We start from the raw sequence: 15,837 nt of genomic DNA on the forward strand, positions 1-15,837 counted from the left end.
AAGAGGCGCCGTCAAGCTGCCGCGGTGTCGCTTAGGCAGTGAAAACATCGTGACCGGCAAACCATGCCCTGGCGACGTCGATGAAGGCCATGGCCGCCTTCGACAGGCGCTGGCGCGTGTCATGCGTCAGGATGATGCGCTGCATCGGCAGCGGGTCGGAGAGCGGCTTTACGATCAGCGGCAGGCCGTCATAGCTGCGGTCGCCATAGGGCCTCGTATAGCTGACCGCGACGCCGAATCCGTTCGCCACCATGGAGCGCTGTAGCTCGAACGAGCTTGTCGTTGCCCGGGCGATCGGGGACAGGCCGCGGCTGAGGAAGAGATCCAGCATATGCTGCCAGCTATGCGGCTGGTCGGTGGTGATCAGCGGATGCTCAGCGAGTTCCGCCAGGCTGACGGCGTGCTTGTCCGCCAGCGCATGGCCGGCCGGCAGAAGCGCGTGCGGCCGCAACTCATGCAGCAGAATGCGCTTGAAGTGCCCGGGCAGGCCGAGGTCGTAGGTGAGGCCGAGATCGACGGCGCTGTCGGCCAGGCGCCGCCCCAGCGTGTCGAAGGTCTCGTCGCCGATGACAACGGTGACGGCCGGGCAGCGCTCGGCGAAGGCGTGCATCAGCGCCGGCGCGAAATAGGGCGCCAGGTCCTCGAAGCAGCCGAGCACCAGCTCGCCGCCGACATCGGCGTCGCGCGATCCGAGCGCCGCCAACTCGTCCGCCTCGCCCAGCACCTGTCTTGCCTTCGCGACGGCCCTGCGGCCGAAGGATGTCAGCGAAACGCCGCTTCCCCGCTGGCGCACGAACAGTTTCTGGCTAAGCGCGTCCTCGACATTGTCGATCGCCACCGAGATCGACGGCTGCGAGACGTTCAGCGCCTGGGCTGCCGCGGTCACGCTGCCATAGCGGGCAACGGCAACGACATAGCGCAATGGCTGAGGGTCGGTCTCATAGGCAAAAGCTATAAATTAGATGACAAGTTATTATTTTACGCGATATTCCGGCGCTTGCGATAGTCGCTTGCCAACCCAAGGAGAGCGCGCCATGGCCAGCCCGAAGATCGATGCCTCGACGATTGCCGATTACCAGCGCGACGGCGCCGTCTGCATCCGCGGCGCCTTCAAGGATTGGGTCGATGTCATCGCCGCAGGCATCGAACGCAATATGCAGAACCGCAGCGCCACGGCCTCCGACATCGCCGGCGGCAAGGGCAGCTTCTTCGACGATTACTGCAACTGGGAGCGCATCCCGGAATTCGTCAGGATCGTGCGCGAATCGCCGGCCGCCGAGCTCGCGGCCGCGGTCATGCAGTCGCGCAGCGCCCAGTTCTTCCACGACCACGTCCTGGTCAAGGAGCCCGGCACGCAGAAGCCGACGCCCTGGCATCAGGACATTCCCTATTATTTCGTCGAAGGCAGCCAGACGGTAAGCTTCTGGATTCCGATCGATCCGGTGAAGGAAGCGACGCTGCGGCTGATCGCCGGCTCGCACAAATGGGAAAAGATGGTGCTGCCGGTGCGCTGGCTGAACGACGCCAATTTCTATGCCGACGAGGGCGACTACTTGCCGGTGCCCGATCCCGACAATGACCCTTCAATGAAAGTGCTCGAATGGGAGATGGATCCGGGCGACGCCATACTGTTCGATTTCCGCACCGCCCACGGCGCGCGTGGCAACATGACCTCGGCGCGGCGTCGGGCGCTGTCGCTGCGCTGGGTCGGCGACGACGCGCATTATGTAGAGCGTCCCGGCCGCACCTCGCCACCCTATCCCGGCCACGACATGAAGGCTGGCCAGAAACTGCGCGAGGACTGGTTCCCCGTCATCTACCAGAGCTGAGCCATCCTCCGGAGCTTGCGCCGTTTCGCCCGACCGCTGGAGGTCCGGGGCACGTCGCATCGGCCTTGATGAGGCCCATCTTCCCGTGCGCAATTGCCGCCAAAATGCCAAGACGCCTTGACCCGTCGCCCGCGGACCAATAGCGGGTTCGGGGAGACGATCAGCAAGAGGTGGCCATGAACGTTCTTCTTCTCGGTTCGGGCGGCCGCGAACATGCGCTCGCCTGGAAGATGTCCGCCTCGCCGCTGCTGACGAAGCTCTACGCCTCGCCCGGCAATCCCGGCATCGGCCGTGTCGCCGAGCCGGTCAAGCTCGACGTTGCCGATCATTCCGCGGTCGCCGCCTTCTGCCAGGAGAAGAAGATCGATCTCGTCGTGGTCGGCCCGGAAGGGCCGCTGGTCGCCGGCATCGCCGATGATTTGCGCGTCTGGGGCATCCGCGTCTTCGGTCCGTCCAAGGCGGCGGCCAGGCTCGAGGGCTCTAAAGGCTTCACCAAGGACCTTTGCGCCAAATTCAACATCCCGACCGCCGCTTATGGCCGTTTCAGCGACCTTGCCTCGGCAAAAGCCTATGTCGAGAAGACCGGCGCGCCGATCGTCATCAAGGCCGACGGGCTCGCCGCCGGCAAGGGCGTCACCATCGCCATGACGCTCGATGAAGCGAACGCCGCGCTGGAGGCCTGTTTCGACGGCGCCTTCGGCGCCGCCGGCGCAGAGGTCGTGGTCGAGGAATATCTGACCGGCGAGGAGGCGAGCTTCTTCTGCCTCTGCGACGGCGCCACGGCGTTGCCCTTCGGCACGGCGCAGGACCACAAGCGCGTCGGCGACGGCGATACCGGGCCGAACACCGGCGGCATGGGCGCCTATTCGCCGGCGCCGGTGATGACGCCGGAAATGAGCGAACGCACCATGCGCGAGATAATCGAGCCGACCATGCGCGGCATGGCCAATCTTGGCACCCCTTTCGCCGGCATCCTCTTCGCAGGGCTGATGATCACCGACGAGGGCCCCAAGCTGATCGAATACAACACCCGCTTCGGCGATCCCGAATGCCAGGTGCTGATGATGCGACTGAAGGACGATCTGCTCGTCCTGCTCAACGCCGCCGTCGACGGCCAACTCGCGCATATGTCGGTGCGCTGGAGCGACGAGACGGCGCTGACCGTGGTGATGGCAGCGCGGGGCTATCCCGGCACGCCGGAAAAGGGCTCGGTCATCCGCGGCCTCGACGAGGCGGAAGGCGAAGGCGTCCAGGTCTTCCATGCCGGCACCGCCATCAATGGCGGCGCGCTGGTCGCCAATGGCGGCCGCGTGCTCAACGTCACCGCGCTCGGCAAGACCGTCGGCGAGGCACAGGCCAAGGCCTATGCCGCGATCGATCATATCGATTGGCCGCAAGGCTTTTACCGCCACGATATCGGCTGGCGCGCCGTCGAGCGCGAAAAGACCGGAAACTGATCAGGCAGCCTTGCTTCTGCCTGTCCGTGCCCAGGCCGGCAGCCAGTCGCCATGCGCGGTAAGCAGGTCGTCGACCAACGACCAGATCTGGTCGAGATCGAGCTCGGCCGCGGTGTGCGGATCCATCATCGCCGCATGGTAGATGTGCTCGCGGTTCTCGCTCATCAGCGCCCGCACCGTCAGCTCCTGCACATTGATGTTGGTGCGTATCAGCGCCGTCAGCTGCGGCGGCAGGTCGCCGATGTAAGTCGGTTGGATGCCCGACGCATCGACTAGGCACGGCACCTCTGCCGCGCAGTCGGCGGGCAGCGAGGTGATGCAGCCATTGTTGCGGACATTGCCGTAGATCACCGACGGCTCGCCGGTCCACACCGAGTTCATGATCTCCGAGGCGTATTCTCGCGACTGCGCCACCTCGATCCGGTCGGCGGAACGGTAGGCCTCTGCCTGTTTCTTCCAGCCTTCGATCTGCTCGATGCAGCGCTTCGGATATTCGTCGAGAGGAATGCCGTATTTCTCGATCAGGTCGCTGCGCCCGTCCTTGATGAAATAGGGCGTGTATTCGGCGAAATGCTCCGAGCTTTCGGTGACGAAATAGCCGAGCCGGGTCAGCATCTCGTAGCGCACCTTGTTCGGGCAGCGCGGGTTCCAGCCCGGCTTCGGCGCGCGGCCTTCGCGATAGGCGCGCACGAGGTCGGGATAGAGGTCGCGGTAGGAACCGTCCGGCCGGCGATGCTCGAATTTGAGATAAAAGGCCATGTGGTTGATGCCGGCCGAGCGGTAGCGGATTTCCTCGTAGGGAAGATCAAGGTCGTGCGCCAGCTCCATCGCCGTGCCCTGCACCGAATGGCAGAGCCCCACCTGCTTGATTTGCGGGTATTTCTCGGCGATCGCCCAGGTGTTGATCGCCATCGGGTTCACATATTGCAGCATGATCGCCTCCGGGCAGACGGCGAGCATGTCCTGGCAGATCTTCCACAGATGCGGCACGGTCCTTAAGCCGCGCATGATGCCGCCGACGCCGAGCGTGTCGGCGATGGTCTGGCGCAGCCCGTATTTCTTCGGCACCTCGAAATCGGTGACGGTGCAGGGCTCGTAGCCGCCGATCTGGAAGGCGACGACGACGAAGTCGGCGCCCGCCAGCGCCTTGCGCTGGTCGGAATAGGTCTCGGCTTTGGCCTTGACGCCAAGCGTCGCGATCAGCTTGTTGACCACGAGAGCGCTCTCTTCCAGGCGCTGCGGGTTGATGTCCATCAGCGCGATCGTCGCGCCGGACAGCGCCGGCCGCTGCAGCACGTCGCCGATGATGTTCTTCATGAACACCGTCGAGCCGGCGCCGATGAAGGTGATCCTGGGATTTCTAGCCACTGTAAGCCTCCGGAATATGGTCACGCCACGTCGAATGCGGCCCTGACGAGCCGTTCGGTGTAGGGGGTCTTGGGATTGGAAAGGACCTCGTCGACAGGTCCCTGTTCGACGATCTTGCCGTGCTGCATGACGATGACCCGGTGGCAGAGCGCCCGCACCACCTTGAGGTCGTGCGAGATGAACAGATAGCTCAAGCCCCGCTCGTCCTGCAGCTTGCGCAACAAGTCGATGATCTGCGCCTGTACGGAAAGGTCGAGCGCCGAAGTCGGCTCGTCGAGCAGGATGAATTCAGGCTCCAGCGCAATCGCCCGCGCGATCGCGATGCGCTGCCGCTGGCCGCCGGAGAACTCATGCGGGAAGCGCGACAGGATGTTGCCCGGCATGCCGGCGCTGACCAACGCCTCGCGCACCCGCCCGACCCGCTCGCGCCGCGTCGCGCCCAGTCTGTTGACCACCAGCCCTTCCTCGATGATCTGGCCGATCGTCATGCGCGGATTGAGCGAGGAGAACGGATCCTGGAAGACGATCTGCATGCGCGAGCGCAGCGGCCGCATCTCGGCGCGCGACAGCTTCTCGATCGGCTGGCCGTCGAAGCGGATTTCGCCACGCTTAGCGTCCTGCAATCTGAGCAGCGCCTGGCCGAAGGTGGTCTTGCCGGAGCCGGATTCACCGACCAGCCCGAGCGTCTCGTGGCGGCAAAGCTTCAGGTCGAGATCGTCGACCGCGACCAGTTCGCGCCAGTCCGGCTTCAGGAAAGAGCCGTGGCGCAGCATGAAGCAGACGCGCACGCCGTTCGCCTCGAGGATGGTGCCGCTGCCGTCCGGCAGCGGCTTCGGCCGGCCGTGCGGTTCGGAAGCGAGCAGCCGCCGCGTGTAGGAATGCTGCGGGTTGGCGAATAGCCGCTCGGTGACGTTGTGCTCGCGCATCTCACCATGCTGCATGACATAGACATAGTCGGAGAACTTGCGCACCACGGTGAGGTCGTGGGTGATCAGGATCACCGCCATCTTCAGCTCTTTCTGAAGATTGCGGATGAGGTTGAGGATCTGCGCCTGCACGGTGACGTCGAGCGCGGTGGTCGGCTCGTCGGCGATCAGCACGTCGGGTTCGTTGGCCAAGGCCATCGCGATCATGACGCGCTGGCGCTGGCCGCCGGAGAGCTGATGCGGATATTGCTTGAGCCGCGCCTCCGGCTCGGGGATCTGGACATGCTTGAGAAGCTCGAGCGCCCGCGCCCAGGCCTCCACTGCGGCTCACCTTGCGATGCACCCGGATCGCCTCGACGATCTGGCTGCCGACCGTATAGATCGGGTTGAGCGAACTCATCGGCTCCTGGAAGATCATCGAGATGCGGTTGCCGCGCAGCTTGCGCCGGGCGCTCTCGGGGAATTTCAGGATGTTCTGGCCGAGATATTCGACGCTTGAGTTGGGCGACACCGTCGCCCGCCGCGACAAGAGCCCCATGACGGTGCGGGCCGTCACCGACTTGCCGGAGCCGGATTCGCCAACGATCGCAATGGTCTCGCCGCGATAGAGCTGGAACGAGACGTCCTTGACCGCCTCGACGGTGCCGTGCTCGACCTTGAAGGCGACCTCGATGTTACGGGCGTCGATAATCGGCTGGTCATGGCGCGCGCCATGATCATGCCGGGCGGCCGGTGCGAAATTGTCTGAAAGCGCGATCGTCGTCATCCGGCCACCTCAATAGGGATCGACGGCATCGCGCAGGCCGTCGCCCAGCGCGTTTGAAGGCAAAGACGGTGACCAGCACGAAGCCGACCGGCGAGAGGATCCACGGATAGGTGCCGATAACCGAATAGGTCGCCGTGTCCTGCAGCATCAGGCCCCATGAGATCAGCGGCGGCTTCACCGCAAAGCCGAGGAAGCCGAGAAAGGCTTCGAGCAGCACCACGGTCGGGATCGCGATTGTCACCGCGACGATCACATGGCTCATCACATTGGGCAAAACGTGCTGCATGATGATGCGCCGGTCGGTAGCGCCGACCGCCATGGCGGCGCGCACATAGTCGATGCGCGCCAGCGCCAGCGTCTTGCCGCGCACCTCGCGCGACATTTGCGCCCAGCCCAGCGCCGACATGACGATGATGACGAAACCGAGGAAGACATTGGTCGGCGCGGTGACCGGGATCAGCGTCGTCAGCGCGAGATAGAGCGGCAGTTGCGGGAAGGCGAGCACCAGCTCGACGAAGCGCTGCACCCAGACATCGAACTTGCCGCCGAAATAGCCGGAGACCATGCCGACGGTCGTGCCGATAACGGTGATGATGAGGACGACCGTCAGCGCGATCATTAGCGAGACGCGCGAGCCGTGGATGGCGCGCGAGAGCACGTCGCGTCCGAATTTGTCGGTGCCGAGGAAATGCACCGGCTGGCCGTCCATCGAGCCGAAGAAGTGCCGGTCCGCCGGGACCAGCCCGAAGAGCCGGTAGGGCGCGCCCTCGACGAAGAAGCCGAGCAGCCGCGGATGGTCGTAGTCGGGGCCGACGATCGGCTGGAAGGTGACCGGATCGAGATCGGCCGAGTCGGCCAGCGCATAGATTCTCGGCCGGAAGGTGAAATTGCCGTCCTTGTCGTGAAAGCTCGGCACCTCCGGCGGCGCGAAGGCGACATCGGTCGCCTTCGGATCCGAGGGCGCGATGAAATCCGCGAACACCGCCATGACGAGCAGAAGCACCACCAGGAAGAGCCCGGCCATGCCGGTCCAGGAACGCTTCAGACGGCGCCAGACCAGCGCGATATAGCTTTCATTGCCATGCGCCGGCTCGGCTATGATCACGCCTTCTGCGGGCAAGGGAGTAAGGGGCGTCGGGGAGGGGTCGCGCGCCAACATCTAGCGCTCCCCGAACTGGCGAATGCGGGGATCGAGCAGCACGAGCAGCATGTCGGCGATGATGTTGCCGACGATCAGTGTCGCCGACAGCACCATCATGAAGGTTGCGGTGACATAGACGTCGCCCACCGCCATCGAGCCGACGATCGCCGGCCCGACGGTCGGCAGCGCGAAGATGATTGCCGTTTCGATCTCGCCGGTGAGCATATAGGGCAGCACCACGCCTTGATACATGACCAGCGGGTGCAGCGCGTTGGGCACGGCGTGCCGCATCACCACCGCACCGCCGGTCAGCCCTTTGGCCTTGGCCGTCTCGACATATTGCATGTTCAGCGTGTCGAGCAGATTGCCGCGCATGACGCGCATGTTATAGGCGAGGCCGCCGAAGGTCGCGATCGCCACAACCGGCCAGACATGCTTGACCAGGTCGACGAATTTCCCCCACGACCACGGCGCGCCGCCATATTGCGGCGAGAAGAACGAGCCGATCTCCGACACGTTGAACTGGAAAACCAGCAGATAGACGATGATCAGCGCCATCAGGAAGCGCGGCACCGTCATGCCGAGGAACGAGATCGCCGAAAGTGTCGAGTCGATCCAGCTATACTGCCTCGTCGCCGCCCATATCCCGAAGGTGATGCCGAGCACCGAGGCGAGCAGGTGGCAGACCAGCGCAAGCAGCAGCGTGCGCGGCAGCCGCTCGCCGACCACGTCGGCCACCGGCTTGTTGTAGTAGAGGCTGTAGCCGAAATCGCCGCGGGTAACGATGCCGCCGATCCAATTGAGATACTGGATGGGCAGCGGCTTATCGAGGCCGTGTTCCTTCCGATAGGCCTGGGCCTGCGCTTCGGCCTCGGCGTAGGAGGCGCCGCCCTGGTTGATCAGCTGCGATCTTATGTAGTCGGCATAGTCGCCGGGCGGCGCCTGGATGATGGCGAAGGTGACGAGGCTCAGAATGGCAAGCACGGGGATCGCCGACGCTATGCGCATGATCAGGAATCGCAGCATGGGCGGTCCGCTTCCTTCTTGCCGGTCGCTCCGTTGCGGAGCGTTCGCAGGTTTGGTCTGACCCGGCCGCGCCGCGGCGCGGCCGGGTTCCTCGGTCAGGGGAGGTAAACCTTACATCGGGCCCTTGTCTCCGGGCTTGCCGGGAAGCTCCTCGGGGAAGAGTTCGTACTTGGCCTGTTTGTCCGCCTTGACGAAGACGCGCTCGCGGATGATCGAGTCCTCGGCCCAGTTGAACATGAAGATCGGCGTGCCCTGCGGGATGTTGGAAAAGCGCTTGTTGACGATCAGCGCGCCGGGATATTCCGTCAGGCCGACATTATAGACATGCTCGGTCGAGATCTTCTGGAACTTCTTCATCAACTCGGCGCGCTGGTCGTTGTCCTGCGTCGACACGAACTTGTTGACGATGTCGACGAGGTCCTTCTCGAAGGGCATCATGTCGACCTCGCCGCTTTCCGGCGCCCGGTGGTTCCAGCTGGTCTTCGGGCCGACCGGCGCGAGTTGCTCGGTGTTCTGCACGACCGAGGTCAGCTCCTGATCGTTGCGCCGGATCAGCCAGTCGAAGCGGCCGGAATATTGAGTGGCGTCACGCTGGGTGCCGTTGAGCCCGTTGAGCACGACCCTGATCCCCAGCTTTTCCATCTGCGCGACAACGCCTTCGGCAAGGCTCTTGTCGGTCGTGTAGTCGTTGTTGACCAGCATCACGATCTCGACATCCTTGCCGCCGGCGGTGCCGGCCGGGAAATTCACGATGCCGTCGCCGTCAGTGTCCTTGAGGCCGGCCTTGGCGAGCAAGGCCTTGGCCCCCTCGAGGTCGAAGGGATAGTAGACGGTCGATTTGCGGTCGTAGAAGCTGGTGCCCGAGGAGAAGCCGCCGGGATAGATGGCGGTGAACGGTCCCTTGACCAGCGAGTCGCCCAGCGCCTTGCGGTCGAGCGCCATGGTTACGGCCTTGCGGAAGTCCTCGTTGCGATTCAACTCGCGGATCGCCTGGCCGCGCTCGTCCGGGTTGCCCCAGCCATTGGCAGAAAAATTCATGCGCAGATTGTAGCCGATGAGGCGCGGGCCGAAGGCAAGGCGCGCCGGCGCGTTCGGGTCGGCAGCGCGCTTCAGCGAGGCAACGAAATTCTCGGGCTGCTCGAGGTTGGAGAAGTCGCCCGAGCCGGCAACAGCCTGGACGTCGCGGTCGGCCCAGGTCGAGAGCTTGTATTGCAGCTCGTTGAGGTAGGGCAGCTGGTTGCCCTTCTCGTCGACCTTCCAATAATAGGGATTGCGGCGCATCACGATGATGTCGTCCGGCCTATATTCGACCGGCACCCAGGCGCCCATCACCGGCATGTTCATATATTCCGGCGGGAAGGCGTTCTTGAACTGGTCGTAGGTGTTCTTCGAATATTTCGGATGCTGAGGCTTCAGGATATGCGACGGACCGGGGCAGAACGTGCCATAGGCCATTGCGTAGAGATATTGCCGCGGGAACGCCTCCTTGAAGGTCCACTCGACGGTGTAATCGTCGATCTTCTTCAGCGTCGTGCCGACACCGAAGGTTTCCGGGGTCGCGCCGTTCAGCGGCGAGACGTTCGGATCGACGACCTCGTCGTCCCAGTAGAACATGACGTCGTCGGCATTGAACGGGACGCCGTCGGACCATTTGGCGCCTTCGATCAGATGCATGGTCAGCTTGTGGCCGTCCTTCGACCACTCCCAGCTCTTGGCGAGGTTCGGCAGCGGCTCGGTATCCTTCGCCTCGACCTGGAACAGCGGTGCGGTGCGCGTCAGACATTCGGAGAGCCCGATGTCGATGCCGCCCCAACCTTGCGTCTGGCCGGCGCCGTAGTTCCAGCCCTCCGGCCGGCCGCCGATGACATGGCGCATCGTATCGCCATAGACGCCGATGCCGTCGGGCATGTTGGCGGTCTTGAAGACCAGCGGCTCCTTGGGCAGCCGGTCCTTGACCGCCGGCAGCTTGCCGGTCTTGACGTATTTCTCTCTCACCCAGTCCGGCTCGTGATATTCGGGCAGCGCCTTGAACTCCAGAATGGAGTCGCGCGCCACATAGTGGATCTTGCCTTCGGCCGGAAACGTCGCCGGCTCGGGCGGGATCGTCGGCTCGGATGCGAAGGCGTATGCCGGAATGGCAACGCTCATCGCCAGTCCGGCGGCAAAGCCAAGTCTGCGTAAGGTCCTCATCGTCTCCTCCCAGTTGTTTTGGACGCCTGCTGCTGCCCGCCTCTTGTTTCTGGACGGCTGATCCGGCGGACGCGCCCCTGCATGTCCGCCTGCCTGCCGGCGACATCAGCCGGCCTGTTTGAGTGCCGCCTTTTCGGCGCGCAATTCCTCGATCGAGCGCACGCTGCGCCGCGCGGCACCCGCCCATTCGCGGGTCTTGACCTTGGATTTGGAAAGCCGCTCCTTCGCGGCCGGAACGGCATGCGCATATTGCGGCAGCCACTGCGCCTGGGCGACGACCATCTCGTCCACCATCTGCCAGACCTCCTCCGGCGTCGACACGGCACCCACCAGAGGGTCGTGCAGCACGGCGAGTTTCAACAGGTCTATATCGCCGGCGATCGCGGCGTGCACCGACATGCGCTGGACATTGATCGAGGCCATGCAGGTGGCCGCGCACGCCTCCGGCAGCGTGATGCCGGCCGCCATGTTGATGCCGAAACGGTCGACGAAGCCGGGCGATTCGATGATGGCGTCCTGCGGCAGGTTGGTGATCACGCCGTTGTTCTTGACGTTGAAGTGGCCGCGATAGACGCGGTTGGTCTCCAGCGCTTCGAGGATGTGGCTGGCATGCTCGTTGGAGCGCTTTGCCGAGTCGATCGGCTTCGAGGCCGCTTCGAGGAATTGCGGATATTCCGTCTCGAACCAGTTGCGGGTCTCGGTCGAATAGCGCAGATAGCCGCCGGTCTCGCCATGGATCCAGTCGGACATGTCGATCCAGCGTGTGATCTCCTCGGGGCGCTTGCGGTACCAGGGCAGATATTCGGAAAGATGTCCGTTGCTTTCGGTCGAATAGACGCCGAAGCGCTTCAGCACGTCGATGCGCAGCTTCTCCTGCTTCGAATAGACCGGGTGCGCCTCGAAGGCGGCGACCAGCTCGTCCTTGCCGATCGTCCGGCCGTTCAGCCTGAGCTCGATGAACCAGGTCTGGTGGTTGATGCCGGAACAGATATAGTCGAGCTCGCTTGGCGACTTCGCGCCGAGCACCTCGGCGATCTGCTCGGCGCCGTGCTGCACGCCGTGACAGAGCCCGACCGTGTCGACCTTACCGTATTCGAGCGCCGCCCAGGTGTTCATCGCCATCGGGTTGGCGTAGTTGAGGAACTTGGCGCCGGTCGCGGCGACCTCGCGAATATCCTTGCAGAAGTCGAGGATCACCGGGATGTTGCGCTGGCCGTAGAGAATGCCGCCGGCGCAGATCGTGTCGCCGACGCATTGGTCGATGCCATATTTCAGCGGAATGCGGATGTCGTCGGCATAGGCTTCGAGCCCGCCGACGCGCACGCAGCTGATGATGTAGCGCGCGCCCTCCAGCGCCTCGCGGCGGTTCGTGGTCGCCGTCACTTTCGTCGGCAATTTGTTCGCCTCGACGATCCGGTCGAGGATCGCCTTGATCATCCCGAGATTGTGCTCGCTGACATCGGTCAGCGCGAATTCGATGTCCTTGAATTCAGGCACGCAGAGGATGTCGGTGAACAGCTTCTTGGTGAAGCCGACGCTGCCGGCGCCGATAATAGCGATTTTGAAACTCATCACCTTCACCTCGATCCGTTCGAATGCTAGGCAAGGAGCAACGGAGGAGGATACGGCCGCACGCGACAGCGCGCATGCCATTCAAAGCCGGAAATCCGGCTTTTTCTCCTCCTGCCCGCTCCTCGACCGCGGGTCTTTCGCGTTCTTGAGGGCCTGATTATGCGCTTATTCGCCGGCGCGACCAGAGAAGGATTATGCTTTCGAGGGTAATTTTGTGCTGCGGGACCTAATCGCCAATGGAAAGCTGATGCGGACGATCTCGCTGCCGCGCGGCCGCCAGCGCCTGCATGCCATGCCGACCAGCACGGGCTACGAGCTGCGCGAGGACGAAACCTACGACTGGGACGGGCGAAAGCGCGGCCAGACACCGTTCACCGTCCTCCAGCACACGATCAGCGGCACCGGTCAGCTGCGCTACGAGAGCCGCAACTATCGCCTGCAGGCGAACGACACGCTGCTGGTTCTGGTGCCGCACAACCACCGCTACTGGTTGGCCAAGGGCGATCGCTGGGAATATTTCTGGATCTCGATGAATGGCGAGGAGGCGCTGCGCATCCACAAGTCGATCCTGAGCGTCTCGGGCCCGGTGTTCCGGCTGCAGCCGGCGACCATCGATCACCTTGCCGATTGCAGCCTGCGGCTGATCAAGGGCGCTGCTTCGCCGGGCGCTGCCTCGGCGATCGCCTATGAGGCGGCGATGGCGCTCTATGACGATGTCTTCGGCTCGCATGCCTTCGCCGAGAAGCAGAGCGCCATGCAGCCGGTCATCGACCACATCAACGCCAATCTCGACAGGCCGCTGCCTGTGGCGGAGCTTGTCGAGATCAGCGGCCTCAGCCGCGCCCATTTCTCGCGCTGCTTTGCCGAGAGCGAAGGACTGCCGCCGGCCGAATTCGTCCTGCAGCAGCGCCTGCAGCGCGCGGCGAAGCTGCTCACCAAGGCGGATTTCCTGCCGGTGAAGGAGGTCGCGGTGCTGTGCGGCTTCGAGGATGCGAACTACTTCTCCAAGGTTTTCCGCCGCTGCTACGGCATCAACCCGACGCAGTTCCGCACCACCGGCATGTATGCCAGCCTCGGCAATCATCGCTGATGGCTTCAAAGCTTTTGGAAGAAGTCAGCGCTTGGCGCTATCCAGCGCGGTCGAAGCGGTGCTGACCGGATCGGCCGCGGCAAAGGCCGCGTCGATCTGCTCGGGCGTGCGCTGTCCGGAGCGTTTCCAGGCGACATATTGCACGATGCCGAAGATGGCACGCCGCGGCACCGTCTTCACCACCGGCATGCGGAACCCGTCACGGAATCTTTCCCAACGCGCACCGAGCACGGCCACCATCTCCTCGAAGGTCGGGGGCGTCGCCACATCGGCATAGGTGATGGTGACCTTCCCGGCGAGCGCTGCCTCGCGCGGTATCGGCACCGGGATCGAGGCGAGATAGTCGGACGGCACGTCGAGCAGCCCGCCAAAGGCCCATTGCCGGCGCAGCTCGTCGGCGCTCATCGGCGCGACGCTGACGTCGATGTCGTTGGGCGTGCCGGGCACGCGGTAGGGGCAGGAGAAACGGCCGCAATTGGCCTGCGCCGAGAATTGCCAGAGCGTATAGCCCTGCCAGTTGCCCATCGGGAAATGCACGTCGATGTCGGGCTTATAGCGCGCATACCAGAGCGGCAGCCGCGACAGCAGCCGATACTGGTAACGGTTGTCGGCGATATATTGGGCGGTCTTGCCGTTGACATAGAGCACCGGGAAGCGGCCGAGGCGGCGATGCACCTGGCGCACGAATTCCTCGGCGTCCTCCAGCGACATCCATTGCGTTGGATCGATGCCTTCGATGTCGAGAGCCATCAGCTCATCCGGCGCCGGTTCCGCGAAATCGATGAAATTATTGGCCTGCTCGACCGGGCTGCCGGGCCTGGCGAGGTGATAGGCGCCCCATCTCAGGCCAAGCGCTTTGGCCACGACCTTGCGCGTCTGGAACAATTCGCGCGTCACCGCATGGCGCTTCCACAGCGTTTTGCACAGTTTGACGTCGGTCTCGCTGCCGAAGCAGAAATAGGGCGGCGGCAGCCCATCGGACGCCTTGTTGATGAAGCCGACGACGCGCTTGTCGGTGACGAGCTGCTGCCAGTCGATGGAATTGTATTCGTACGCGTCGATCACCAGAGGGCGGTCAGCATTCTTCCACGGCTCGGAGAAATCCGAGGCCTTTGCCGCCGTGCTCAGCGCAACCGCCGCAGCGAGAAGCGCCAGGCGGCGAAGAGGGCGCGCCGGCTTTTTCAATCAGGGTGTCCCCACTGACCAGAGGGCGATCCTGAACCGCTATGGTTAAGGAAGTGCTTCACAACATCGGCTTGCTCCGGTCTGCTCCAAAACGTCAAAAAAGTATCGGTCGGGTGGACAAGCCGTGGTGGCAGGCGCTTCAATTGCCGCCTAAGCTTTCAATCGCGGCGGCCAGTGGGAATACACGGGTCCGCCGAACGAAGCGCAGCAACCGGTCACAAGACCGGACCCGCGCGGGAGGAAAACGAACATGAATCCGGACCTGGAAGTCGTCCAGATCAGACAGGGAGAGTCGTTCAAGGCCTGGGCCCACGGCTATCCTTTCCGCACTGTCCGCTGGCACTTCCATCCCGAATACGAACTGCATCTGGTCGTCGCCACCACCGGCCGTTATTTCGTCGGGGACTTCATCGGCGAGTTCGAGCCGGGCAATCTGGTGCTCACCGGGCCTAATCTGCCGCACAACTGGGTCAGCGACGTGCCGCCGGGCGAGACCGTGCCGCTGCGTGGCCGCGTCGTCCAGTTCTCGGAAGAATTCATCGCCGGCGCCTCCGCCGCCTTGCCCGAGCTTGCCGCCTGCGCCGGCATCCTTGAGACCAGCCGCCGCGGCGCGCTGTTCTCGCCGGCGACGGCTGAGCTCGCGGCGCCTTTGCTGGCGGAACTGACCGAGGCGCAAGGCGTTCGCCGCCTGTCGCTGTTCATGGCCGTGCTCGACATCTTGAACCGCGCCAGCGACGTCCGCACCCTGGCCAGCGCCGGCTATCTGCCCGACCCTTCGGGTTTCATGTCGGCCGGCATCAACCAGGCGCTCGCCTATATCAATTGCCACCTGACCGAGCCCTTCAGCGAAGGCACGCTCGCCGAGATCGCCGGGCGCAGCCCGAGCGCCTTCTCGCGCAGCTTCCGCCGCCACACCGGCATGGCGCTGGTGCAGTATGTCAACCGGCTGCGCATCAACCTCGCCTGCCAGCTCTTGATGAGCGAGGCACAGATGTCCATCACCGAGATCTGCTACGCCGCCGGCTACAACAACATCTCGAATTTCAATCGCCAGTTCCTGGCGCAGAAAGGCATGTCGCCTTCGCGCTTCAGGGCCTTGCTGGCTGAGAACATCAACGCGGAGATTGCCGCCTAACAGGGAGGAAGCGGGAGGAGCCTAAAGCATTCCGGTCTGAAGAATTTTCGTCCGGAAATGCATCAAACAAAGAAACACTCAGGGAAGGAAAGACGCGGGGTGCAGGGCACCCTGTGCTGGGGTTCGTTTGCCGAAATCCAGCACGTTCGGGA

General features: G+C 63.8%; 10 protein-coding genes and 2 pseudogenes. 4 read left to right on the forward strand and 8 right to left on the reverse strand.

The features are described from left to right. Window positions 1-31: 31 nt before the first annotated feature. On the reverse strand, window positions 32-922 hold the full coding sequence (locus ACVMIM_RS14170; RefSeq protein WP_476112628.1) for a LysR family transcriptional regulator: 891 nt from the start codon (window positions 920-922) through the stop codon (window positions 32-34). A gap of 112 nt (window positions 923-1,034) precedes the next feature. On the opposite strand from ACVMIM_RS14170, the gene ACVMIM_RS14175 reads away from it, so the two are divergent. After that, the gene (locus ACVMIM_RS14175; protein ID WP_476112630.1) at window positions 1,035-1,829 is read left to right on the forward strand and encodes a phytanoyl-CoA dioxygenase family protein; all 795 of its coding nucleotides are present in this window, start codon (window positions 1,035-1,037) and stop codon (window positions 1,827-1,829) included. Window positions 1,830-2,005: 176 nt separating this feature from the next. Next, complete coding sequence (purD, locus tag ACVMIM_RS14180; RefSeq protein WP_476112632.1) at window positions 2,006-3,286, forward strand: phosphoribosylamine--glycine ligase; 1,281 nt, start codon at window positions 2,006-2,008, stop codon at window positions 3,284-3,286. On the opposite strand, the gene melA (ACVMIM_RS14185) is transcribed toward purD, so the two are convergent. The 6 genes and pseudogenes from melA (ACVMIM_RS14185) to melA (ACVMIM_RS14210) form a co-directional block, all read right to left on the reverse strand. Further along, a complete protein-coding gene (melA, locus tag ACVMIM_RS14185) occupies window positions 3,287-4,654 on the reverse strand; it encodes an alpha-galactosidase (protein WP_476112634.1) in 1,368 nt (455 codons plus the stop codon). A 20-nt stretch (window positions 4,655-4,674) separates the two neighbouring features. Continuing rightward, window positions 4,675-6,346: pseudogene (locus ACVMIM_RS14190) on the reverse strand (ABC transporter ATP-binding protein). A 9-nt stretch (window positions 6,347-6,355) separates the two neighbouring features. Next, a pseudogene (locus ACVMIM_RS14195) lies at window positions 6,356-7,505 on the reverse strand (ABC transporter permease). Continuing rightward, window positions 7,506-8,513, reverse strand: coding sequence for an ABC transporter permease (locus ACVMIM_RS14200; protein ID WP_476112636.1), 1,008 nt, complete (start codon window positions 8,511-8,513; stop codon window positions 7,506-7,508). 111 nt (window positions 8,514-8,624) lie between these two features. Further along, window positions 8,625-10,703 (reverse strand): ABC transporter substrate-binding protein, encoded by a 2,079-nt coding sequence (locus ACVMIM_RS14205; RefSeq protein ID WP_476112638.1) that lies wholly within the window; start codon window positions 10,701-10,703, stop codon window positions 8,625-8,627. A gap of 105 nt (window positions 10,704-10,808) precedes the next feature. Next, complete coding sequence (gene melA / locus ACVMIM_RS14210) at window positions 10,809-12,275, reverse strand: alpha-galactosidase (protein WP_476112640.1); 1,467 nt, start codon at window positions 12,273-12,275, stop codon at window positions 10,809-10,811. Window positions 12,276-12,522: 247 nt separating this feature from the next. On the opposite strand from melA (ACVMIM_RS14210), the gene ACVMIM_RS14215 reads away from it, so the two are divergent. After that, on the forward strand, window positions 12,523-13,365 hold the full coding sequence (locus ACVMIM_RS14215) for an AraC family ligand binding domain-containing protein (RefSeq protein WP_476112642.1): 843 nt from the start codon (window positions 12,523-12,525) through the stop codon (window positions 13,363-13,365). A gap of 24 nt (window positions 13,366-13,389) precedes the next feature. Here the strand turns inward: ACVMIM_RS14215 and ACVMIM_RS14220 are convergent, their stop codons facing one another. Continuing rightward, entirely contained in the window at window positions 13,390-14,550 is a 1,161-nt protein-coding gene (locus ACVMIM_RS14220) for a glycoside hydrolase family 25 protein (protein WP_476112644.1), read from the reverse strand. A 250-nt stretch (window positions 14,551-14,800) separates the two neighbouring features. Here ACVMIM_RS14220 and ACVMIM_RS14225 point away from each other — a divergent pair, with 250 nt between their 5' ends. After that, on the forward strand, window positions 14,801-15,685 hold the full coding sequence (locus ACVMIM_RS14225) for an AraC family transcriptional regulator (RefSeq protein ID WP_041002465.1): 885 nt from the start codon (window positions 14,801-14,803) through the stop codon (window positions 15,683-15,685). Window positions 15,686-15,837 lie beyond the last annotated feature (152 nt).

The sequence above is a fragment of the Mesorhizobium sp. USDA 4413 genome, assembly GCF_056280365.1.